Origin of the sequence: Domibacillus sp. A3M-37, assembly GCF_024213455.1 — a bacterium.
Classification (GTDB): domain Bacteria; phylum Bacillota; class Bacilli; order Bacillales; family Domibacillaceae; genus Domibacillus; species Domibacillus tundrae.
The window spans coordinates 168,374-190,381 of sequence record NZ_JANAVL010000002.1 but is presented as its reverse complement, the minus strand read 5'-3'; the positions used below and the strand labels follow the sequence as shown (position 1 = coordinate 190,381).

The 22,008-nt window shown below is 42.5% G+C and carries 22 protein-coding genes, 1 other RNA gene and 1 pseudogene; 5 read left to right on the top strand and 19 right to left on the bottom strand.

The features are described 5' to 3' along the window. Positions 1-62 precede the first annotated feature (62 nt). A complete protein-coding gene (locus tag NLX67_RS05090) occupies positions 63-230 on the top strand; it encodes an aspartyl-phosphate phosphatase Spo0E family protein (RefSeq protein ID WP_082091515.1) in 168 nt (55 codons plus the stop codon). A gap of 155 nt (positions 231-385) precedes the next feature. On the opposite strand, the gene ssrS is transcribed toward NLX67_RS05090, so the two are convergent. Continuing rightward, a non-coding RNA gene (gene ssrS / locus NLX67_RS05085) (6S RNA) lies at positions 386-586 on the bottom strand. Between the two features lie 115 nt (positions 587-701). Between ssrS and NLX67_RS05080 the strand changes: the two genes are divergently transcribed. Next, positions 702-1,679, top strand: a complete 978-nt coding sequence (locus NLX67_RS05080) for an LLM class flavin-dependent oxidoreductase (RefSeq protein WP_254310629.1) — start codon at positions 702-704, stop codon at positions 1,677-1,679. A gap of 70 nt (positions 1,680-1,749) precedes the next feature. On the opposite strand, the gene NLX67_RS05075 is transcribed toward NLX67_RS05080, so the two are convergent. Both NLX67_RS05075 and ppnP read right to left on the bottom strand, forming a co-directional pair. Beyond that, positions 1,750-3,354 (bottom strand): catalase, encoded by a 1,605-nt coding sequence (locus NLX67_RS05075; protein ID WP_375143349.1) that lies wholly within the window; start codon positions 3,352-3,354, stop codon positions 1,750-1,752. Positions 3,355-3,466: 112 nt separating this feature from the next. Then, a complete protein-coding gene (gene ppnP / locus NLX67_RS05070) occupies positions 3,467-3,781 on the bottom strand; it encodes a pyrimidine/purine nucleoside phosphorylase (protein ID WP_254310628.1) in 315 nt (104 codons plus the stop codon). 277 nt (positions 3,782-4,058) lie between these two features. Here ppnP and NLX67_RS05065 point away from each other — a divergent pair, with 277 nt between their 5' ends. From NLX67_RS05065 to NLX67_RS05055, 3 genes are read left to right on the top strand one after another with little or no spacing between them, the layout of a single operon-like run. Further along, entirely contained in the window at positions 4,059-5,528 is a 1,470-nt protein-coding gene (locus NLX67_RS05065; RefSeq protein ID WP_254310627.1) for a circularly permuted type 2 ATP-grasp protein, read from the top strand. Continuing rightward, positions 5,509-6,474: an alpha-E domain-containing protein gene (locus NLX67_RS05060; protein WP_254310626.1), complete on the top strand. Its 966-nt coding sequence runs from the start codon at positions 5,509-5,511 to the stop codon at positions 6,472-6,474. Before NLX67_RS05065 ends, NLX67_RS05060 begins: the two co-directional genes overlap by 20 nt. A gap of 36 nt (positions 6,475-6,510) precedes the next feature. Continuing rightward, positions 6,511-7,371 carry a transglutaminase family protein gene (locus tag NLX67_RS05055; protein ID WP_254310625.1) on the top strand — a complete coding sequence of 287 codons (861 nt, stop codon included), beginning with the start codon at positions 6,511-6,513 and terminating at the stop codon, positions 7,369-7,371. A gap of 533 nt (positions 7,372-7,904) precedes the next feature. Here NLX67_RS05055 and NLX67_RS05050 read toward each other — a convergent pair. The 16 genes and pseudogenes from NLX67_RS05050 to NLX67_RS04975 all read right to left on the bottom strand — a co-directional run bounded on the left by NLX67_RS05050 (position 7,905) and on the right by NLX67_RS04975 (position 21,923). Beyond that, on the bottom strand, positions 7,905-8,219 hold the full coding sequence (locus NLX67_RS05050) for a hypothetical protein (RefSeq protein ID WP_254310624.1): 315 nt from the start codon (positions 8,217-8,219) through the stop codon (positions 7,905-7,907). Beyond that, a complete protein-coding gene (locus NLX67_RS05045; protein WP_254310623.1) occupies positions 8,212-8,511 on the bottom strand; it encodes a hypothetical protein in 300 nt (99 codons plus the stop codon). Before NLX67_RS05045 ends, NLX67_RS05050 begins: the two co-directional genes overlap by 8 nt. Positions 8,512-8,571: 60 nt before the next feature. After that, on the bottom strand, positions 8,572-10,389 hold the full coding sequence (gene asnB, locus NLX67_RS05040) for an asparagine synthase (glutamine-hydrolyzing) (RefSeq protein WP_254310622.1): 1,818 nt from the start codon (positions 10,387-10,389) through the stop codon (positions 8,572-8,574). Between the two features lie 72 nt (positions 10,390-10,461). Then, positions 10,462-10,911, bottom strand: coding sequence for a MarR family winged helix-turn-helix transcriptional regulator (locus NLX67_RS05035; RefSeq protein WP_254310621.1), 450 nt, complete (start codon positions 10,909-10,911; stop codon positions 10,462-10,464). Beyond that, the gene (locus tag NLX67_RS05030; protein WP_046179793.1) at positions 10,908-11,387 is read right to left on the bottom strand and encodes a glutathione peroxidase; all 480 of its coding nucleotides are present in this window, start codon (positions 11,385-11,387) and stop codon (positions 10,908-10,910) included. The genes NLX67_RS05035 and NLX67_RS05030 overlap by 4 nt, the downstream gene beginning before the upstream one ends. 12 nt (positions 11,388-11,399) lie before the next feature. Then, complete coding sequence (locus NLX67_RS05025; RefSeq protein ID WP_254310620.1) at positions 11,400-11,819, bottom strand: organic hydroperoxide resistance protein; 420 nt, start codon at positions 11,817-11,819, stop codon at positions 11,400-11,402. 88 nt (positions 11,820-11,907) lie between these two features. Continuing rightward, positions 11,908-12,504 (bottom strand): TerD family protein, encoded by a 597-nt coding sequence (locus NLX67_RS05020; RefSeq protein ID WP_254310619.1) that lies wholly within the window; start codon positions 12,502-12,504, stop codon positions 11,908-11,910. A 69-nt stretch (positions 12,505-12,573) separates the two neighbouring features. After that, positions 12,574-13,371: a GDSL-type esterase/lipase family protein gene (locus NLX67_RS05015; RefSeq protein WP_254310618.1), complete on the bottom strand. Its 798-nt coding sequence runs from the start codon at positions 13,369-13,371 to the stop codon at positions 12,574-12,576. Positions 13,372-13,782: 411 nt separating this feature from the next. Next, complete coding sequence (locus NLX67_RS05010) at positions 13,783-14,667, bottom strand: peptidylprolyl isomerase (protein ID WP_254310617.1); 885 nt, start codon at positions 14,665-14,667, stop codon at positions 13,783-13,785. 66 nt (positions 14,668-14,733) lie between these two features. Continuing rightward, positions 14,734-15,350, bottom strand: a pseudogene (locus NLX67_RS05005) (GTP pyrophosphokinase). Between the two features lie 238 nt (positions 15,351-15,588). Beyond that, positions 15,589-15,984 carry a hypothetical protein gene (locus tag NLX67_RS05000; RefSeq protein WP_254310616.1) on the bottom strand — a complete coding sequence of 132 codons (396 nt, stop codon included), beginning with the start codon at positions 15,982-15,984 and terminating at the stop codon, positions 15,589-15,591. A 97-nt stretch (positions 15,985-16,081) separates the two neighbouring features. Continuing rightward, a complete protein-coding gene (locus tag NLX67_RS04995) occupies positions 16,082-16,378 on the bottom strand; it encodes a helix-turn-helix domain-containing protein (protein WP_254310615.1) in 297 nt (98 codons plus the stop codon). A gap of 141 nt (positions 16,379-16,519) precedes the next feature. Then, entirely contained in the window at positions 16,520-17,119 is a 600-nt protein-coding gene (locus NLX67_RS04990; protein WP_046179799.1) for a response regulator transcription factor, read from the bottom strand. After that, positions 17,116-18,249 (bottom strand): sensor histidine kinase, encoded by a 1,134-nt coding sequence (locus NLX67_RS04985; protein ID WP_254310614.1) that lies wholly within the window; start codon positions 18,247-18,249, stop codon positions 17,116-17,118. The genes NLX67_RS04990 and NLX67_RS04985 overlap by 4 nt, the downstream gene beginning before the upstream one ends. Before the next feature lie 68 nt (positions 18,250-18,317). Beyond that, positions 18,318-19,343, bottom strand: coding sequence for a Delta(5) desaturase DesA (gene desA / locus NLX67_RS04980; protein WP_046179801.1), 1,026 nt, complete (start codon positions 19,341-19,343; stop codon positions 18,318-18,320). A gap of 99 nt (positions 19,344-19,442) precedes the next feature. After that, on the bottom strand, positions 19,443-21,923 hold the full coding sequence (locus NLX67_RS04975; protein ID WP_254310613.1) for a bifunctional 2',3'-cyclic-nucleotide 2'-phosphodiesterase/3'-nucleotidase: 2,481 nt from the start codon (positions 21,921-21,923) through the stop codon (positions 19,443-19,445). Positions 21,924-22,008 lie beyond the last annotated feature (85 nt).

The window sequence follows — 22,008 nt, the reverse complement described above, 5'->3', positions numbered from 1 at the left end:
TCGTATACTAAATGCTGTTCCTTTTTAATATAGGAAAAGAGCTTTTTTATGGAGGAATAGCCATGAATAATATAACAACCAGCGATGAATTAATGAAAAAAATTAAAACCGTTCGCCGTGAAATGATTGCCACGGGCACAGCAAAAGGGCTGAATCATATAGAAACAATTCAATACAGCCAAATGCTGGACCAGCTCATGAACCAGTTTCAATCTTCCAGCAAGTTTTAACACTCAATCGTAAAAGAGAGGCCTCGCGTAAATATGCGGTGGCCTCTCTTTGTACATTTTGACTTTGTTGGCCAGTTCCTGCAGATAAGCAAAAATTTCCGAGTATCATAAAAAGTAAATGAAACAAAAAAAATCAGCTCCGAATAGGAACTGATTTTTTTGCCGCCTTTGCCGTATTATAAAGTATAAGAAAGTTTTAAACCACCACTCCTCAAAGTGGGTGTTCGCAAAAACGTTCATGTCTGTCCTCCTTGCCGAATCGGCAGAGGCCCGTCAATCCCGTCTCGATGTTAAACTCCCTATTACAGCTTAAAGGTTAAAACTTAATTATTGAAACACGTACAACGCAGCTGTATTTGTATCTTACCCTTTTCTCTTCCGGAAGGCAAGTCATTTTATTTTGCCCCACGAAATATTCCTGCTACACTAAGCACACCAAAACCATCACATAGAAAGAAGTGTACTTATACAATGTCTATTCTTTATTCAGTCCTTGACCTTGCGCCCATTACAGCCGGCGGTACCCCGGCGGATTCTTTTCGAAATTCCGCTGATCTCGCCCGTCACGCGGAGGAATGGGGCTATAACCGCTATTGGCTGGCAGAACATCATAATATGCCGGGCATTGCAAGCTCGGCAACATCTGTTGTTATTGGGCACATCGCTTCAGCAACGAAAACAATCCGCGTTGGTTCCGGAGGTATTATGCTTCCTAACCATGCACCGCTCGTCATCGCCGAACAATTTGGTACACTAGAGTCTCTTTTCCCTGGACGCATTGATCTCGGACTTGGCCGTGCACCAGGAACGGATCAAATGACGATGCGTGCGCTGCGCCGTCAAAACATGAGCGACGGCCATGATTTCCCTGAACAGCTGGAAGAACTTCGCGGCTATTTTGAAGGAAGAAATCATATTCATGCTGTGCCGGGTGAAGGACTGAACATTCCGATCTGGCTTCTTGGTTCAAGCGGCTTTAGCGCCCGGCTTGCCGGTGATCTCGGTTTGCCGTTTTCATTTGCGAGCCATTTCTCACCGGATAATACAATGCCGGCATTGGCGCTTTATCGCCGGCATTTCACACCATCTGACGTTCTTAAAAAACCACACGCAATGCTTGGGGTTAATGTTATTGCCGCTGATACGGACGCAGAAGCGGAACGCCTTGCCACATCGATGCAGCAGCAGTTTTTAAACTTAATTCGAAACAACGCAGTACCGCTTCAGCCGCCTGTTGACAGTATGGACGGCATTTGGAGTGAATTTGAAAAAGCGGCTCTTCAGCAGCAGCTCGGCTCGTCTATTATTGGCGGACCAGAAACAGTAAAAGAAAAACTCTCTGCTTTTATCGAAGACACTGCTGCTGACGAGTTAATGATCAATGCACAAATTTTTGACCACGTTGCAAGACTGCGGTCATTTGAAATTGTTGCCGACATTCTAAAATAAAAAGTCATTTTACTATTAAGGTACCATCACGTAAAAAATCCCCTTCATCGCAATGAAGGGGATTTTGCTTTTAATATGGATCAGCCTCGTGTCCTTTTTCTTTCGCATTCTCAGCAGCTTCATCGGCCGCTGCAGATCCTGTATTGTGTTTTGATTCACTGTCCATTTCCTTGTTTGCTTTTTCAAGCCCTTCTGCTACACGGCGGCCATATTCTTCATCTGCTTTCGTGAAATGCTCAATCATCTGTTTTTGAATTTCCGGATGAGATACTTTAAGCGCGTCCACTAGATTGCTGATTAATTCATCTCTTTCCCAATCTTCAAAGCTGCGGTATGTATCTCCCGCCTGTCCATATTCATTTTTGCGCTCAATTGCTTCTCTGACCAATTTCCCGTTGTAGGCAGGCTCATGCACTTTTCCAACCTGTTCGGATTCTTTCAAGCCGCCAAGAATGGACGGCTCGTAATTCACATGTGGATTTTGACCCGAATCCACATAATGAGCATTCTGGCCATCGCGCTGATTCGTTGCCACACGTTTTTTCGGCTTGTTAATCGGCACCTGTAAATAGTTTGCCCCTACACGATAACGCTGCGTATCAGAGTAAGAAAACGTGCGGCCCTGCAGCATCTTATCATCTGAGAAATCCAGTCCGTCCACAAGGACACCTGTCCCAAACGCTGCCTGCTCCACTTCTGCGAAAAAGTTTTCCGGATTTTTATTCAGCACCATTTTCCCTACTGGAAGGAACGGGAATTGATCTGCTGGCCACAATTTCGTATCATCCAGCGGATCAAAATCAAGTTCCGGATGCTCCTCGTCACTCATCATTTGAATGCAAAGCTCCCATTCCGGGTAATCCCCTTTGTCGATCGCTTCATAAAGGTCTTGTGTGGCATGACTCGTGTTCATTCCTTGAATTTCATTCGCTTCTTTTTGCGTTAAGTTTTTAATGCCCTGCTTTATCGGTTCCCAATGGTATTTTACCAGGATCGCTTTTCCTTCCTGGTTCACCCATTTGTACGTGTTAACCCCTGAGCCCTGCATCTGCCGGTAGTTCGCTGGAATGCCCCATGGTGAAAACAAGAAGGTAATCATGTGAATCGCTTCCGGTGACTGTGAAACAAAATCAAACATCCGCTCCGGATTTTGAATATTTGTGACAGGATCCGGCTTAAATGCGTGAATCATATCAGGGAATTTTAATGGGTCACGGATAAAGAATATTTTTAAGTTGTTGCCGACAAGATCCCAGTTTCCATCTTCGGTGTAAAATTTCACGGCAAATCCGCGTGGATCACGTGCTGTTTCAGGAGATTCCTTCGCTCCTGCTACAGTTGAAAATCGAACAAAAACTGGTGTCTGCTTGCCAGCTCCATGAAATACTTTCGCCCGCGTATATTTTGAAACGTCTTCATCTCCTACTTTTCCATACGTCTCAAAATAACCGTGTGCTCCGGCGCCGCGTGCATGCACAACCCGCTCCGGTATACGCTCACGATCAAAATGAGAGATTTTTTCAATAAAATCGTAATTTTCTAATGTGGAAGGCCCGCGATTTCCGACTGTTCTGATATTTTGGTTGTCAGTAACTGGATGTCCCTGGCGGTTGGTTAGTGTTCCTTCCGCTTCACCGGTACCCATTTTTTTCTTCTCCTCGTTTTCCACTTCCATTCCTCCCTGACCTTTTTATTCAAACCTCTACTATTTATATCCTTTTTTGAGAAAAAATAAACACAAAAAAAGCACCTAAAGAAATAAGTGCTTTGTACAGACATTTTTCTTATTATTCACCTAGATACGAACAGCAGTAATCCACAACTGTATGTACTTTCAGCTGGAACGCTTCATTTGCCGGCACATAAAACACACCGCTTTCCTCAATCATTTCCCATTCGCCACCCGCAAGTTTATATTCAAGCTTGCCTGCTGCAATATCCATTTCTTCTTTTAATTCCGTTGAAAATTCATACTCCCCTGGCATCATGATGCCGAGTGTTTTTTTCGTTCCATCTTGAAGTAAAACCGTTCGGCTCGTCACTTTTCCATCAAAATAAATATTTGCTTTTTTAATAATGTTTACATTTTTCAGTTGTGTCATGTTATTCACCCTTTCGACTTATCCCCTTAATTTATCATAGAAATATGTCAAATTAAACAGAATTTTTTCACTATTAATGACTTATTTTTATTTTTATGTCATAAAACCTGCATTTTTCGAATATTTCCGGTTAATAATCACGTTCAAAAATAAATACTAAACTAATTTGTTATATTTTATATCATATTAATGTCATATTTTATTTTTTCATTAAAGGGATTTGCCAGCCTTTGTCGTATTCTTTTAAGTAATACTTTTACACCAAGGAGGTACTGGCATGTTTAAACCTTATGAAATCGGCCCCTATTTTGATGAAATGCTGGATCAAAACGGAAATCCCAAAAAACATTATCAATCTTTTTATAACGTTCTTCAGGATTTAACTGACGAAGAGCTAAAAGAAAAGCAGGAGACAGCAAACTTAAATTTTTTAAGGCAAGGCATCACGTTTACGGTCTATGGAAATGATGGCGGCACTGAACGAACGATGCCATTTGATTTTATTCCAATTATCATTCCTGCTGAAAAATGGAGAGAGATCGAAAAAGGAATGATTCAGCGTGTGGAGGCATTAAATTTATTTTTGGATGATATTTATCATGAACAAAACATTTTAAAAGATGGCATTATTCCGAGAGAGCTGATCGAGCAAAATCCTTACTTTTATTTTCAACAGGCTGGCGATATTGATATTCCACTCCGAAACCATATTTTTTTAGCCGGGATTGATTTAATAAAAGATGACCATGGCGTTTACAGAGTACTGGAAGATAACTTGCGAAACCCTTCAGGAATGTCCTATGTTTATCAAAACAGATATGTGATGCGGCAAGTCTGTCCTGAATTCTTTTCTGAACACTCCCTTAATATGCTGGAGCAGCAAATGGGCTACCTTCATTCAGCTCTCATGTCTCATCTGCCTAAAAATGCAAGCAGAACGTCAGACCCACGCGCCGTTTTATTAACGCCCGGCATGTATAATTCAGCTTATTACGACCATGTTTTTTTAGCGCAGCGCATGAATATCCCATTGGTTGAAGGGCGCGATTTATTAGTGAAAAATAATATTGTCTATATGAAAACGATCAGAGGGCTAAAAAGAGTCGATATTATTTACCGCCGCATTGATGATGACTTTCTTGACCCAAAAGCGTTCCGGAAAGATTCCCATTTAGGGGTTCCGGGATTAGTTGACGCTTACCGGGCAGGCAATGTTTCTATTGTAAATGGAATCGGCAACGGTGTAGCAGATGATAAGGCGATGTATGCTTATGTACCCGACATGATTAAATACTATTTAAATGAAGAAGCCATCATCCCAAACGTGGAAACATTTATTTTGCGTGATCCTCATCAACGCGAATGGGTACTTGAACACCTTGACGAGCTGGTGATCAAAAATGTCGGTGCTTCCGGAGGATACGACATGCTGATCGGACCCCATGCAACTGATGAGGAATTAATGATCTTTAGAGAAAAAATTCTGGAAAACCCGAATCAATATATTGCCCAGCCGACGATTAAATTGTCGCGGGCACCGGTTTATCAAAATGGACGTTTTTATCCCTGTCATGTTGACCTGCGTGTATTTGTCATGAAGGGAGAAAATATAAATATTTTCCCGGGCGGCCTTTCCCGCGTCGCCCTTAAGGAAGGTTCGCTTGTTGTTAACTCCTCGCAAGGCGGAGGAGCAAAAGATACCTGGGTATTAAAGGAGGAAATGCAGCATGCTGAGCAGGGTAGCTGATTCATTGTATTGGATGTCTAGAAATTGTGAAAGAACGGAGCATAACGCCCATATTCTCAGCATGCAGCTCATCACCATACTAGAAGCTTCTGAACAGGAAATTTCAGCGGGCAATGATTGGGAAACGGTACTCGACATTTGCACGTCAAAAAACAGCTTTTACAGCGTTCATGAGGCCCTTACATTAGAAAAGGTTGTAGACTATTTAACTTTTTCAAAAGAAAATCCTAATTCAATGGCAAACACCGTTTCACTCGCCCGGGAAAATGCCAGAATCACCAGAAACAGTATTCCAAATGAATTGTGGGAAGTTTGGAACGAATTTTATTTATACTTGCAGAAAGCTCAAAAAGCAAAAAATTGTTCTCTTAGGGAAATTCATGATTTTTTAAATAACATTAAAAAATCTTCTTTTACTGCAACAGGCGTTATCGATTCTTCGATGACGAGGGATCTTCCCTACCACTTTATGAAAATAGGCAAATGGCTTGAGAGAGCAGAAAAAACAGCGCTTATCCTGAATGTTTTTTTTCAAAAGTCCAAACATGCTAATCAAAGCGCAATGGATGATTTTTTCTGGCGATCTGCTCTGCAATTTGTCAATGGGTCCGAAACCTATTTCAAACACTTCCCTCCTATTATCAATCCGAGAAGTGTCCTTCAGTTTCTTGTTTCTGATTTGTCCTTTCCACGCTCGATTCGCTATTGCATGGAACACGTTTGGGAAGCTGTTAAAGAGTTGGAAAGCGGAAAAGTGTCCCATTATTCCTGGCAGATGTATGCTTTGTTAGATACGATAATGACAGAATTTAATGAAGAATATATCAGTAATCTCGCTGATGAAGAAATCGAGGACTTTCTTATTCAATCACTAAACCGCTGCATAGAATTTGGCAAAATATTCTCCAAGACGTATTATTTGGTTGAGCGTGAGCATAGTGTATGAAGGAAAAAAACAACATACTTGGAGAGGGAAGGTTTTATGAAATACGAAATTGTCCATACAAATACATTTCATTATGAAAATGATGTAGACCAAAGCATGAACCATATCCGGCTAAAGCCAAGCATGGATGAATGCCAGCGTCTGCTGTCTTACCAGATTGATGTGACCCCTGCTTCTATGACAAAAGAATCCTTTGATCTTTGGGGAAATACTGTTGAAAGCTTTCTCGTTCCGGAAAAACACAATTCACTGGAGGTAAAAACCACTTCTATTGTCAGTATTCAGCGGGCGCCATTTATTCAGAGAATTGAGTACTCTTCAGAGATGAAATCGATTTTCCATTCTAAGCTTTTCACTGAACATTACCTGCCCTTTTTGAGGGATAATGTGTATACGTATCTCAGCCAGGAACAGATTGATGAAGTCATACAGGCTATCGGGGATATTGAAAATCCTGTCCAGTTTTCAATAGAATTGATGAGTTATTTGCATAGCGTATTTACGTATAATACTGAATCCACGACTGTGAACACAAACGCCCAGGAAGCATTCTCCTTAAAAAAAGGAGTCTGCCAGGATTATACCCATGTCATGCTTGGCGTACTCAGAAAAAAAGGCATTCCGGCGAGATACGTTAGCGGTTATTTGTATGTAGGGGATAATTCCGGTTTTATCGGTGATTCTGCTTCGCATGCATGGGTGGAAGTAATGGTTCCCGGTATTGGCTGGATCGGCCTTGACCCGACAAATAATGTAGAGGCATTGGAAAACCATATTCGAATTGGCACAGGGCGGGACTATATGGATGTCAGCCCGCTTCAGGGAACTTATAGAGGCGGACATGGACAACATACGCTTGACGTTAAAGTCAGTGTGAAAAAACTTGACTATCTATAATAATTGATTCAGAAGCGGCGGCTTTTCAAAATGAAAAGCTGCCGCTTTCTGCTATGCATTTTTATAAACTATATAAATTGAACAAAGATTCTTACTTTAGAAAACAGTGACTGTTTAGGCTGGTGTGTTTCGTATAGGTGCAAGGATGATCACTGATTTGTTTTGGAATCCATCCTGCTCAACAATCCCTTATGTGCGCAAGCATGAGTCGGCCTTGTGGAGGTTTTTGAACAGGGGCCGATAGGTGAAGCTGGCCGGACTTCGCGTTCCACGGGCAGTGCGGCAGCTTCCTCGGCTGCGCCTGCGGGATCTGCCGATTCACTGTACGTCCCGCAGGAGTCTTCGTCCGGCAGGCTTCACCAAGTGTTTTGAGAAAAGCGGTGAGTGTTCAAGCTGGCGCGCTTTGCTCTTTAAATGGGTGATCGCTTCGTTTTAAATCGAAGCCTGCTAGCCCCCCTTTTTCTTCTTTATCCTTACATCCTTACTTGTCAAAAAGCAGAGGCGGCGGGTGTACGGCGCAGACTCCAGTGGGACTAGCGGGCAAGGGTGAGATCGGTGGAGCCGCAGAGCGGCGGAAACGAGCTCAGCGCCTGCCCTGTGGTGCGCGAAGCCGTGCGCCCGCCGCCATTTCGGCTCCTATCAAAAGCAGCAAGCCAAAACGGCTCTAACATAAAAGTAAAGGTAAAAAATGGTGATGAAATTTTTTTGTTAGGCGGGCCACTCTTTATAGGAGTTGATCGGTCACCGTGTGGCATAAAGAAAAATAATAAGGTCAACTTATATAATGTAAAAACAAAAAAGACTTCTTCCGAAGAAGCAGTCTCTTTTAAACAAATCCATTTATTCACTGTGTATGTCAAATGTAATGTCTTGATTTCGGTGGTCAATAAATGCAACACTGAACATGCGGTTGTCTGGTGTCGCTGCATCCGGTGTTTCAAATTTATAGTATGTTTTTTTTCGGTCTTTTCTGTCATTTAGATAACGGTCGGATATCATATCATACAATGCTGATGACTCTTCGCACTTAATATGAAAGTGAGTGCCTTCGCCGATTTTCAGCTCTTCTTCGAACAATTTAGGCTGTTTCCACTCACCATGTCCATTTCGGTATACACATTTCACTTTGTTTGTTTTCATTGTTCAGCACTCCTTCCCTATTTGATTACTATATTCCCTGATTTTCTTTAAAAAAACCTCTTATTTGTTATAAAATCTCACACCATATTCATCAAACCAGAGGTGCAATTGTATAAAGTAGGCGACAAGCTGCGGACCCGTCATCAGCTGGCCAAACCAGGGAACACGAAACGACGCTCCGCCCGTATTCGCCATTTCCTCGAGCTTTTCCCGGGAGAAAAATTCAAGCAGCAGTGAATCACCGGATAGAATCTCCCGCAACATGCCCGACACAGCCGCTGTATAATCGGGATGATGTGTCTTCGGATAGGGACTTTTTTTCCGGTACAGCACATCCGCCGGCAGTACGCCGTCAAGCGCCTTTCGCAAAATCCCTTTTTCCCGGCCATCCGCCATCTTCATTTCCCATGGAATATTCCATGCATATTCCACGAGCCGGTGATCCGCAAACGGCACACGCACTTCAAGCCCGGCTCCCATACTCATCCGGTCCTTGCGCTCAAGCAGCACCGCCATAAATGACACCATGTTTATATAAAACAGCTCTCTGCGCTTTTGTTCCAGTGACGTTTCTCCGTCCAGCTGCGGTGTTTCGCTTCGGAGCCAGCCGCTTTTTTCCCGGACATATTCCTCTAAAGAAAGTTCTTTTCGCCATTTATCGTTCAGCAGTAATGTCTTTTCCTTGATCGATGTTAGCCATGGAAAACCATTTTCTTTTAGTTCCCGGTGAAACCACGGATAGCCGCCAAACACTTCATCCGCACATTCTCCCGATAAGCCCACGGTGAAATCCTGTTTAATTTCATCACAAAACCATAGCAATGATGAATCTACATCCGCCATTCCCGGCAAGTCCCGCGCGATCATCGCTTCTTTTAATTTCGCCGCGAGCGTATCGTGATCGATCACTTTTGTATGATGAACCGATCCGATATGATGCTGCATTTTTTCAATCCACGGTCTGTCTTCTCCAGGCTGAAACAGATTTTTCTTAAAAAAACGGCTGTTATCTTCGTATTCAATGGAATACGTATGAAGCGGTTTGTCAAAGAAGTTCGCCGCAAATGCACTGATCGCGCTTGAGTCAACACCGCCCGACAAAAAAGTGCAAACCGGCACATCCGCCGTCAGCTGCCGCTCAACTGCATCCCGAAGTAAATAACGCACGCGCTCCGCTGTTTCATTCAATGAGTGGCGGTGCGGCTCACTTTTCACATTCCAATAACGCCACACGTTCAGCCCGCTCCGCTTTACTGTTAGTGCATGCGCCGGTCGTAATTCGAATATATCCTTGAATACACCGTTTCCCGGCGTGCGCCCCGGTCCAAGTGCAAACAATTCCATTAGTCCCGATCGTTCGATTTCCGCCTCAACATCCGGATGTGCAAGAAGAGCTTTTAATTCTGAACCAAATAAAAAAGCACCGTTTTTTTCCGTATAAAAGAGAGGCTTCACACCAAGCCTGTCACGTGCCATAAACAATTCTTGGCGCTGCTCATCCCACACGCCAAATGCGAAAATCCCGTTCAGCTGCTCCAAACAGTTTTCACGCCATTCGATAAACGCGGTTAACAGCACTTCAGTATCGGAGTGCCCTTGAAATGCATGGCCACGTTTTATCAGTTCTTTCCGTACCTCTTCTGTATTATAAAGCTCGCCGTTGTACACCATCGTCAATGAGCCGCGTGTCATTGGCTGAATACCGCCCGCCGGATCGACAACGACAAGCCGGGTATGACCGAATGCCGCATGACGTGACGTCCACACATTGAAGTCGTCCGGACCCCGCTTTTTCAGCGTCGCCGCCATTTTGCTGACCGTTTCTTTTTCATTCACCAGCTCCCGCTGAAAATGAACCAGGCCCGTTATGCCGCACATGTTCATCACCCTTTCCTGTATTACTTTATTCACCGCTTGGACAAAACATTCCACAAAAAAAACGCCGGGCAGTTACTCACCGGCGTTTTTTGTTCGGTTCTTCAGTTTTCGGTGCAGCTCATTTAAAGTTCCCATCATCTGCTCATATTCGGTTACGCTAATGTTGCAAAGCTGTATTTCTTCGGCGACACACTTCGTGATGGCAGACTGTTCTCTGCGTGCTTTTTCTTGGAGATAAATAAACACTTTCCGCTCATCGTCTTTCGAGCGCTCTTTTCGCACCCAGCCATTTTCCTGCATACGCGAAATCATTGGCGTCAGTGTTCCCGTGCCAAGATGAAGCCTCGCACCAAGTTCTTTCATCGTTACTTCATCTTTTTCCCACAACGACAACAGCACCAAATACTGCGGGTATGTCAATCCAAAAGGCTGAAGCACACTTGTATACAGCTTATTAAATTCACCAGCCGTTTTGTACACGGCAAAGCAAAGCTGTTTATTCAGCGATAAAAAATCATTCATGACAATACGTTTTTTAAGTCCTCTTCTATTTTTTCAGGATCTGTCTGGGGTGCATACCGTTCTACAACCTGACCATTTTTATCAATTAAAAACTTCGTGAAATTCCACTTGATTTTTTTTGACAGCAGCCCTTTTTTCTCTGTCGTTAAATGTTTAAAAAGCGGGTCCGCATGATCTCCATTTACATCAATTTTCGCAAATATGGGAAACGTGACACCATAATTCACCTGGCAAAATTCTGTCGTTTTGTCGATATCATCGAATTCCTGGTTATTGAACTGATCGCATGGAAATCCAAGAACCATTAATCCATCATCCTTATATTTTTCATACAGAGACTGAAGACCACCAAACTGTGGCGTAAATCCACATTTGCTCGCCGTGTTCACAATAACGAGGGGCTTTCCTTCATACTGTTTCAGCGAAAGCATTTCGCCATTTGGTTTTTTTACAGTAAAATCATAAACAGTGGTCATGACTATTCCCCTTTACTTAACGGATAATTCAACATCAACATTGCCTTTTATGGCTTTTGAATATGGGCAGAAATCATGCGCTTTATGCACGTATTCTTCCGCAGTTTCACGGTCAACCCCTTCAATTGCCACTTCAAGCTTCACCCCAAGTTGAAATCCATTATCTGTCTTATCCGGGAAAAGTGACACAGTCGCTGTTACCTCACTGCTGTCAAACTTCACATTGCCTTTTTCTAATAATAATTCAAGTGCACTATTAAAGCATGCACTGTAGCCGGCCGCAAAAAGTTGTTCGGGATTTGTAGCCGTTGTAGCGCTGCCGCCGAGTGCCGCCGGTTTGGCGACATCAATATTGAAAATATTATCCGGTGAATGCACTTCTCCCTCACGTCCGCCTGTGTTAATGATCGTTGTTTCATAAAGTGGTTTCATTTAATAAGCTCCTTTTCTGTTAATTAAATCTTCTACGATTAAATCGTACACGTTTCAAATAAATAATGCAAACAAAAAGAAGCCATCTTTAAAAAAACGGCTTCTTCATATGTAATAGCGACAATTTATTCATTGATTTTTTCTTATCAAAAAAACCGTCCGGAAAGTCTATAAGCCCGTATGTATTGCAAATAGCCTGAAAGTCACCTGTCGCGCCGCTTCCAGTCAAGACAATCCGCCAGCCATTATCTGCCCGGCGCACATCTCCAATGACGAGACCTGCTGCATCAGAAAAGTCCTCCCCAAGCTCATAACGGACCAATTCTTCTTTTGTTTCACCATTGATCATGCGGACAAATGCTTCGTTGACATCACGAAATGTGCGATCGTCCGATTGATGAAGTGCTACAGCGATGACAATTTTATTAACAGACGCAGGCAGCATGGACAACTGAACGTATAATTCTTCATTATCACCAGTGCCCGCACCTGTTTGATTATCATTTGATAAAAGCAGCACACCGTCAAGAGCCGTCAATTGGTTATAAAAGACGATGTGTTCATATGAACGGACTGTATCGGTTTCATCAACTAAAATTGCCATCATATCAAGATCAAATAGTGAAGCGCTGCCATCCCATCCTAGCGCAATTTTAATCGATTGCTTCAGCCGATTCGGTCTCAAAAAAATTCCTCCCTTCTCTTTGATCATAACAGCTGCGGGCTTTCTTTCAAAGCAAAAGCCCGCCATTAATCACCTTGTTTCCCGTTGAAGCTGGTTTAGCATTTGATCCGCAATCGCGTGGTAGCCCAGCTCACTTGGATGAATACCATCATCCGACAAATTTTGCGGCATCTCGCTATTAATGACCTCTGCTGTGTCAACAACAACCGCATAATCATGTTCCGCCGCCAGCTCATAAAACTGAACGTTCCATCGTGGCAAAAACCGGTCCGCAAGTGTATACAATTCAAATTCTTTTTCCAGCGGATTATACAACTCAAGCAATAAAACCGTTGCGTCTGGATTTAATGTGTGTACCCGGTTCATAATATCGGTCAAATTAGTATTAAATTCTGTCTGAAGCGAATCTATTGATTGAACTGCCTCGTAAAACCCTTCTTCAAATCCAAGCTTCAAAATATCATTTCCGCCAATATTAATGGTGACAATATCTGCCTGTTTAATTTGTTCATCAAACTGTCCGTTTTGCACAAGCTCATTCAATTCACTGCTCGTTATTTCATTAATTCCCTCATTTTGAAATTGAACCTCTTTTTGAATGGATGATTCGAGGTTTTCTGAAAATGTTTTGACGAGATTTTCTTTTGGATTCGCACCAAATCCGGTAATAACTGAATCCCCAATGGCAATATGACGAAGCACTTGCTTGTCGCTTTTACGAAAATACTCAACATACGTGTCTTTCCGTTCGCTCGCAAGTGTATGAGGTCCTTCTTTTAACTGTTCTATTTGATATTGCGGATAATACATCCAAATCGCAAACCCTGCCACACAAGCTGCTAAAAGACTAAAAATGGTAGCGATCACTTTCATGTTCTTCCCATTGTTCCTCCTTTTATATCGAAATACCTTTCAGTATGACCGTATTAATTGTTCATTATACGTGTGGGCGCATTGTTTCCTCAACTGATCTGTTTCTTATATCGATTTCACCAGGGATCTTTTTCATAGCCACACTGTTCCCAATAGCCAATATGCTCTTCGTCAATCAGCTCGATACGGAGCACCGGCAGGCAATAAAGAAAACCGATCCAAATATGACTTTCTTTTATCCATACCCGCATTTCCGGAAAAGAAGCCCGAAGTGCCGTCGAAAAAAACAGAAAATCTTACACATCCTTTTCTTTTATTTTTCTTTAGTTTACGCTGTTCCTTTCTTCCTCTTAAATTTAGTTGTATTTATGAAAAAACCCCTGTCTATTTCGACAGGGTTCATGCTCATTCAAACGAATTGTAGATATCATATTCCTCCTGTTTTTCTTCAAGCCAAGTTGTGTGTTCAGTTGACAGCTTTTCCTGCATCAGTGCTTCTTTTATTTCTGCTGTACTGTCTTTTAAATTCGCTTCTTTCGCTTCCTGCTTATCAGTTACTTTAATAATATGATAGCCATAATCGGTTTTTACCGGATCACTTGTTTCTCCGACTTCCATCGCAAATGCGGCGGTTTCAAATTCCGCTGCCATTTCCCCAGTGCCAAAAAAGCCAAGCTCCCCTCCGTTTTTCCCACTCGCTGTGTCAGTAGAATATTCTTTCGCCAGCTCGGCAAATTCGCCGCCGGCCGCTAGTTTCGCCGCTACTTCATTTACTTTTTCTTCATCACCCACCAAAATATGACTCGCTTCTACTTGCTCAGATGTCGCAAACGTCTCTTTATTTTCATCAAAATATGTGCTGATTTCTTCATCTGTAATTTCGATGCGCGGCTCGAGCAGTTTTACCGTCTGTAAATAAATTTTAATGTCTTTTTTCATGTCTTCTTCTGTCATACCGCCAGATTCCAGCGCTGCCGTATACGCTTCTTCACCGCCATATGATTCAATCGTTGCATCGAGTTCTTCCTGAATTTCTTCGTCTGTGACTTTAACCTTTTCCTTTGCTGCTTCTTTTTCGACAATTTTATCTGCAATGAGGGATGCCGCCGTATCAGCCCCGTACGTCTCAACGAGCGAATCGTACAATTCATCTTTTGTAATTTTCGTGCCGCCTACTTCAGCTATCGTTTCCGCGCTGCTGTCCGCCGTCGCAAAAAAGAAACCGGCTGCCGCAATCACGGCAATCACACTTGCCCATAAATACGTCTTACCACTTTTCAAAAACTTCATCTTCTCGCTCCCAACATTTATGATCTATGGTTAGTATAAAAAAGAAAAGTGAAAGAACGGTGAAAACTACATAAAAGTGTGTCCACTCTTCACAAAATCTATTTCGCACTTGATTGATTCCATTTTTTCATCAAGTACTTTCATCGTATCCGCTGCGCTTTTAAGTTCTTTGCGGAGCGCATCAGGGATTTCCTGGTCGAATTTGTAAAACGGCTTGTGTTCAAGGCTTGCCCAAAAGTCCATCGCAACGGTGCGCATTTGGATTTCCACTAATGTTTTTTTCGTCGAAGCGGCAAGAAACACCGGGATTTTCACGATAAGGTGCAGTTTGGCTTCGGTTTTTGTATGTAGTCTTTTACATTAACGACGGTAATATCCCGCTGATGCTTAATCATACGCAGTACGTGATAGATATCCGATGTAAAGGAACACGTAATGCGGATGCCTGCCATGTCGTGAACATAACGGTGCGCATTTTCCTGTGTGAGCGCGTCTCCTTTCCGCTCAACCTTTTGAATAATGCCCTGCTGGTGTTTCAGGCGGGATTTAATATGTTCAATTGGATTTTATTGATGAATATGCTGAAATTCTTCATTTAAAATTTGCAGCTTTGTGTTCACTTCATCCATCGCAAACTTATGAATGAGCATGAGCTTTTTCCACTTTTCCATCTCTTGATTCATTATTTACACGTCCTTTATCGTTCGTTACCTATTGAGCGTAACGGTAATAGTGAAAATTAAGTGAAAAAAGCAGTCCCGTTTACACAGGACCGCGATCCAGCCTTTTTCCTTTGACGGAGCAATTAATGTCTTTTTTCATGTCTTCTTTTGTCATCCCGCCTACTTCAGCTGCCCGCTGCCGCAAAAAGAAATCGGTTATTTAATTTTCATCTAAAAAAAAAGCATCCTTTTAAGATGCTCAGCCGTTTCCATTGCCGCTTGTTAATTCAAAGTTTCCGAGTTGATTTACATCTACATTCAGCCTGTCGGACGCATTTAAATAGCGTAATATTGTAATAAACTGGTCTTGATCCATGCCGTGCTTTTCCATCTGCGCGCGCATATTATCGAACGGAGGGAGTTCGTCTGTTTCCGTTTCCGCCTCTATATAAGGAGAAAAATATCGAAAAACCACGTCCACTTCTTCTTTGCTTATAAAATTCAAGTTTCCAAATTCTTTCATTAAAGCTTCTTCAAACCCGTTTAACAAGCCGTAGATATGACCGTTATCTACCTTGCTGATTCCTTGTTGTTTTTGAATTTCATATAATTCACCCAGGACTTTCCCTAAGGTCAATGTCAAGTCTTTATCCACCTTATTCCCTCCTTTTTCTTTATCTTAAGCAGATAAACCCAATTTATACGGCTTGCTTTTTTCAAATTTCCCCGCTCTTTTTGACTTTAAGCAGCGCTCAATTTGAATGAAGTTTGTGTGCCTCCAGCCATGCACGTAAACTGGTTCGGGAAAAATACATTTTTCCGTTTATCTTTATAGAAGGGATATCCCGGTTTTCCTCAAGCAGTGCTTTTGTATCTCCTTTTGGGGTACCGATAAAACGGTGCACCTCGCCTGCTTCAATTAATTCAGGCTGATCATTTTTTTTAAAATGATCGATAAAATTTTTTTCGGACGGATTTTTCCAGTTTTTCAGCCCATCCCCAATAAAATAGCCCGCTATGGCAATTCCCACTCCTAAAAACAAACTCATGGCTTGTCCCTCCTTCTCATTCTTTATCCACTTTCCTATCCTATGAACAAACGCCAAAAATCATTTCCTCTTTTAAAATAAAAAAACGTGCCTAAGCACGTTTGGTCATTTCAAAAATTAGTAAAGCTTTTAATCAGCTGATTATTTAAACCAGCCCTTTTCTTTCGACTGGGAAATCGCTTCGATTCGATTTTTCACTTCTAATTTATCAAAAATGGTGGAGATGTAGTTGCGGACTGTACCGTTTTTTAAATTAAGCTTTTTCGCAATCTCGCCCGTATTTTTCCCTTCTGCTACAAGTGAGAGTACATCTTTTTCCCGTTCAGTGAGTGGATTCTCTTCGCTGTAAAAGTCGTCCATCAGCTCCGGTGCATATACTTTACGCCCGTTCATAATGCTGCGGATCGAGCTTGCGAGTTCTTCGCTCGGGCTGTCTTTTAATAAATAGCCGCTCACTTTCGCTTTTAATGCGCGTTGAAAATAGCCGGTTCGGGCAAATGTCGTTAAAATAATCACTTTGCACGGGTCGCCTTTCAACTCTTCAGCGGCTTCAAGCCCGGTCTTGAGCGGCATTTCAATGTCCATAATGCAAATGTCCGGCTGTAATTCACGAACAAGCGCTACGGCTTCTTCTCCGTTTGCCGCCTGGCCGATGACCTCCATATCGTCTTCTAAGCTGAGCAGCGATCCAAGTGCACCAAGCAGCATACGCTGATCTTCCGCAATAACAATTCGAATCATGTTCTTGCCTCCTCATCATGTTGTGTTACGTTATTCGGCACCGTCATCACAAGTATCGTGCCATTTTCACATCGGACGTCCAAACTGCCGTTGACAAATTCAAGCCGTTCACGCATGCCAGGCAGCCCGCTTCCTTTCCCAATGTCATGCCGGCCGAGGCCAACCCCGTCATCTTTTATCGTCATCCGAACCGCGTCTTCAAGCTGTTCAATTTGAATATGGCACGAAAACGCCTGGCTGTGTTTTACAATATTCGTGACAGCTTCTTTCATACACATGCTTAACACGTTTTCTACGAACAGCGACCCACTTTCGAGCTGAAATGACGAAGTACCGGTGTATTCAATTTGCGCCGCTTTTAACATTTGCTGAACAAGGATAATTTCATCATTCACCCGGATACCACGCATTGAGGAAACAAGATTTCTCACTTCGTTCAGCGCTGTCCGTGCTGTCTGCTGTATGTCTAACAGTTCACTTTTTGCTTTTTTCGGATCTTTTTCAATCAGCTTGCGTGCCAAATCACTTTTCAGCCCAATTAATGACAGCTTCTGGCCAAGCGTATCATGCAAATCGCGGGCAATCCGCTGCCGTTCCTCCTGCTTAACCAAATCCGAAATCCGGTTATTAGCCATTTGCAGCTCTGCTTCGAGCTTGTCCTGATTTTTTCGGTTGTACAATGTAAACGGCAATAAAATAACGCTAATAAAAACAACAATAATAATGGGCAGCTGCCGAATGAACAGCGGGTCCTGGACGACAAGATTGTAGTTGATGGATGCGATTGTGCTGACTAAATGAATCACATAAGCAGTGACAAACGCCGCACGGTTGCGGATATTGCCATTGTAATACGCTATATAAAACGAAAAATAAATAAATTGAAACAAAATCGTCATTGTTACAGAAATAGCAACAAGAATGCAAATCCATAAATAAACCGGCCACTTGGATGATAAAAAAGCAAACCGAAAACTAATAAAAAATAAAATAGTTAATGTGATGCCGAGCACAATTTCAATGGTCGAGGAGGATTGGAAAATAAAGTAAAATGGCAAAAAACTTAAAATACTCCATATGTATGGAGACAGTCCAGAGCTTCTTTGAAGCGATGCGAGTCGTTTTTTCATATAACACCTTTTTTGACCTTATTTTAACATAAAAAAGCTGTCCTCATCGAGTGAGGACAGCTTTTCAGTTAATTGACTGCACTTCGTTTGTTAAGCGCACCGTACGTTTTCTTTGCGTCTTTAAACGTAATAAATTTATTCTGTGCTTCATCCCACAAACGGAATTTCACGGACTGGATACTCGTCCAGAGTGTAATCGTCGGGACATTTTGAAGCGGCTCTGAATTGGAATGCGCTTCTTCAAGCTGGTAGTTCGGTACGCGCGGGCTTAAATGATGCACATGGTGAAAACCGATGTTGCCGGTAATCCATTGGAGCGGTTTTGGCAGCTTATAGAACGAACTTCCTTCAACGGCCGCTTTCACGTAACTCCAGTTTTCATCTTCTTCAAAGTACGAATCTTCGAATGTATGCTGTACATAAAACAACCAAATCCCCATTGCGCCGGCGATCCAGAACATTGGACCATGTACAAGCAAAAATGCCTGCCAGCCGACAAGCCAGCTCATGAGAAGTGCGGTGCCGAGAATAATCGCGTTCGTTAAATACGTATTCATGCGCTCTTTTTTGCGGGCACCTTTTATATTAAATCGATTTTTAATTAAAAACACCCAAATCGGGCCAATCACAAACATGACAAACGGGTTGCGGTACAAACGGTACGCAATACGCGTTTTCAATGATGCTTCGTAATACTCATTCACAGTCATCATCCACATGTCACCTGTACCGCGCTTATCTAAGTTTGAACTCGTCGCATGATGGACATTATGGCTATGCTGCCATTGGTCATACGGGAAAAGCGTCAAAACACCTGTCAATGTACCGACAATGCGATTTAATTTCCGATTTTTGAAAAACGAATGGTGGCAGCAGTCATGAAAAATAATGAAAATGCGCGTAATAAATCCAGCACCGACGACCGCAAGTCCAAGTGTTAAGAAATAAGAAATAGATAAGCTTTCATAAGCCAGATACCAGACCAATAAAAACGGTCCAACCGTGTTGATTAATTGAAAAATGCTTTTTTGTGTATTGGATTTTTCATAGGGAGCTACTTGTTTTCGTAAAATTTTTGTGTTTTCTTTGCTCATGTTTACGTTTCCTCCGCTCAGTTATAGACCTAGTATAGCGGAGGGAAAGTATCTTGTGCAGTAGCACCCGTCATGCATATTATATGACAAGTGTCATATTTATTTCTCATTAAGCAAATAAAGGACTTTTGCTGCTTGAGCGCGTGTTGCTGTGTCACCTGGTTTAAAAATCTTGCCTGTTCCTTCCATCAATCCAAGTTGATACGCTTTGTGAATGGATTCTTGAATAGATCCACGGTATTGTGCCACATCTGTAAACGGCATTGACCCGCTTAAGGTTACACGGCCATGTTCTTTTTCATACGCACGAACAAGCATTGCAGCCATTTCTGCACGGGTGATTGACTTTGCCGGTTCAAATGTTTTTGCTGTTGTTCCAGCCGTGATGCCTGCTTCATAAGCAGCAGCGACGTCTTGTTTCAGACGCCCTTTCACGTCAACAAAAGGAGATTCTTTTTCAGCTGTCCACTTCATTGAACGAACGAGTAAGCTGGCGAATTGACCGCGTGTTACGCTGCCTTCCGGATCAAATGTAGTATCGGTTTTGCCTTTAATGATACCGGATTCTGCTAAGGATGTAATATATTGGGCCGACCAATGATCTGCAGGCACGTCTGTAAATGGATTGCCGCTTGATAATCCTTTTCTTAAATCAAGCTCAAAAAGGCCAAAACCTTTTTCATCCGTTTCACCTGTATAGGTGATATTATTTGTTTCTTTCGCGAGCGCCTCCGCTTTCGGATTCGATATAAAAGTAACGGTCGCATTTGTTTTAGCAAACGTCCAATTGTTGTTAACTGCTGCATCAATTTCTTTAAATTCCATAACATAGTTCATCATCGCCTGGCGGTTGGAATCCGGAGCTTTTAGTACTGTATTCACGCCTCCTGGGTTCATCAGCTTGCTGCCGGCTGCCCGATAATCATTTGTTGCAACGATAAATTCCATATCGTCTGTGACAGCTTTACCATTGTATTTTACATTTTTAATCCGATTCGCATTTGCGTTAATCATATTTTGGCCTTTATCGTATTTTGGCAGTGATGTTACATCGATTTCATATGTAACACCGTCGATCACGTCGAAATTGTATGTTGGAAAGTCCGAATTGATTAACGATTGGGGTTCTCCTTTTGCTGGATCAATCGTATTAAATTGTCCTGCTGACCACTCCAGCCATTCTTTTAGCGTTGCGCCGTTTACTTTTACGGCGTTCACAACGTTATTATCATACAAATATAAATCCGCAATATTTTTCAGCACAATCGTGCCTGACTTTACATCCGTATAATCTTCCACACCGCCGCGCCCCGCTTTAAACGGCGCTGCTGCAGAAAGAATAGGCAGTTCTTCATATTGAGTGCCTTTCAACGCGTTTTCCACATACCATGTTTGCGCGCGGTTTAAAATTTCCATCGCAGCGTTGTCTTGAACGAGGCCGAAATACGTATTTAAGTCTCCTTTAAGCTCACCAACAGGCGTATCCATATACGTAATGGTCGCTTCATGCTCTTCTTTTACCGAATCTGTGATGGCGGGATCTGCGTCTGCCGTCACCTCTCCTGCCGTGATCGGCTTCAGTGCAGATGTCCCATTTGTAACACTCCATTTGCCGTCTACTTTTTCTACTTGGAGGTCAATTAAGCCAATGTTATTTCCCCATGAGCCCGGCATCACTGTGGCTACACCGTTAATCGTTCCATTCGTATTGTCAATACCATTTCCATCTGGGAACGACGGCTTAGCCGCATTTGGGAAGCTTAAATGCTGGTGACCTGTTAAAATCGCATCTACATCCGAAATTTTGCTTAAATAATAAGAGGCGTTTTCAATGCCTTCTGTATAAGCTTTCATATTGCCATTCTGGTCATATTCCGCAATGCCGGAATGTGACAAGATCACGATGACATCTGCCCCGGCTGCTTTCATTTCGGGTACAACTTTTTCCGCCGATTTCACGATATCTTCTACAACCAGTTTTCCTGTTAAGTGCTTGGCATCCCAATTCATGACGCCCTGCGGCACAAACCCTGTTACGCCGACTTTTATTTTATGTATATCGCCATCTGTATCCGTTACGTCTCTTTCTAAAATTTCAAAAGGCGTAAAATAGGGATTTCCATTCGTATCGTAAACATTGGCGTTCACATATGGAAAATTCGCTCCTTCAAGAGCCATATCCATAAAGTCAAGTCCATAGTTGAACTCGTGGTTTCCAACTGTCGCCCCATCATAACCAAGCTGATTCATTGCTTTATAGACTGGATGAATGCAGCCTTCTTTCATCACCCCGTTATTGTACGCGTAATCACCAAGCGGACTTCCTTGAATTAAATCGCCGTTATCGAATAAAAGACTATTGTCTGCTTCGTCGCGCGTTTGTTTAATCAGTGTAGCTGCTTTGGACAGTCCATACGCTTTTGTGGACGCTCCTTTGTAATAATCGTAATTCATCACGTTGGAATGAATGTCTGATGTCTCGACGATACGTAAATTGACAGTATCATCCGCTGCCTCCGCCATATGCGGTACAATTAAACCCGCTGCGATCGCAGCACTTACTGTCCATGCTTTTTTCATACAACTGCCTCCTAAATTGTTTTTTAATATAAAAAGTATAGCACGGCTGCTTTAATAGAATCTGAAAATTTACAATTTTACCGAC

Bases quoted from the DNA above. Each gene is read 5' to 3' on its own strand.
- NLX67_RS05090 (WP_082091515.1), top strand. From the start codon at position 63: ATGAATAATATAACAACCAGCGATGAATTAATGAAAAAAATTAAAACC.
- NLX67_RS05080 (WP_254310629.1), top strand. From the start codon at position 702: ATGTCTATTCTTTATTCAGTCCTTGACCTTGCGCCCATTACAGCCGGC.
- NLX67_RS05075 (WP_375143349.1), bottom strand. From the start codon at position 3,354: ATGGAAGTGGAAAACGAGGAGAAGAAAAAAATGGGTACCGGTGAAGCG.
- ppnP (WP_254310628.1), bottom strand. From the start codon at position 3,781: ATGACACAACTGAAAAATGTAAACATTATTAAAAAAGCAAATATTTAT.
- NLX67_RS05065 (WP_254310627.1), top strand. From the start codon at position 4,059: ATGTTTAAACCTTATGAAATCGGCCCCTATTTTGATGAAATGCTGGAT.
- NLX67_RS05060 (WP_254310626.1), top strand. From the start codon at position 5,509: ATGCTGAGCAGGGTAGCTGATTCATTGTATTGGATGTCTAGAAATTGT.
- NLX67_RS05055 (WP_254310625.1), top strand. From the start codon at position 6,511: ATGAAATACGAAATTGTCCATACAAATACATTTCATTATGAAAATGAT.
- NLX67_RS05045 (WP_254310623.1), bottom strand. From the start codon at position 8,511: ATGAAAACAAACAAAGTGAAATGTGTATACCGAAATGGACATGGTGAG.
- asnB (WP_254310622.1), bottom strand. From the start codon at position 10,389: ATGTGCGGCATAACGGGCCTGGTTCATTTTCAGCGGGAGCTGGTGAAT.
- NLX67_RS05035 (WP_254310621.1), bottom strand. From the start codon at position 10,911: ATGAATGATTTTTTATCGCTGAATAAACAGCTTTGCTTTGCCGTGTAC.
- NLX67_RS05030 (WP_046179793.1), bottom strand. From the start codon at position 11,387: ATGACCACTGTTTATGATTTTACTGTAAAAAAACCAAATGGCGAAATG.
- NLX67_RS05025 (WP_254310620.1), bottom strand. From the start codon at position 11,819: ATGAAACCACTTTATGAAACAACGATCATTAACACAGGCGGACGTGAG.
- NLX67_RS05010 (WP_254310617.1), bottom strand. From the start codon at position 14,667: ATGAAGTTTTTGAAAAGTGGTAAGACGTATTTATGGGCAAGTGTGATT.
- NLX67_RS04995 (WP_254310615.1), bottom strand. From the start codon at position 16,378: ATGAGTTTGTTTTTAGGAGTGGGAATTGCCATAGCGGGCTATTTTATT.
- NLX67_RS04990 (WP_046179799.1), bottom strand. From the start codon at position 17,119: ATGATTCGAATTGTTATTGCGGAAGATCAGCGTATGCTGCTTGGTGCA.
- NLX67_RS04985 (WP_254310614.1), bottom strand. From the start codon at position 18,249: ATGAAAAAACGACTCGCATCGCTTCAAAGAAGCTCTGGACTGTCTCCA.
- desA (WP_046179801.1), bottom strand. From the start codon at position 19,343: ATGAGCAAAGAAAACACAAAAATTTTACGAAAACAAGTAGCTCCCTAT.
- NLX67_RS04975 (WP_254310613.1), bottom strand. From the start codon at position 21,923: ATGAAAAAAGCATGGACAGTAAGTGCTGCGATCGCAGCGGGTTTAATT.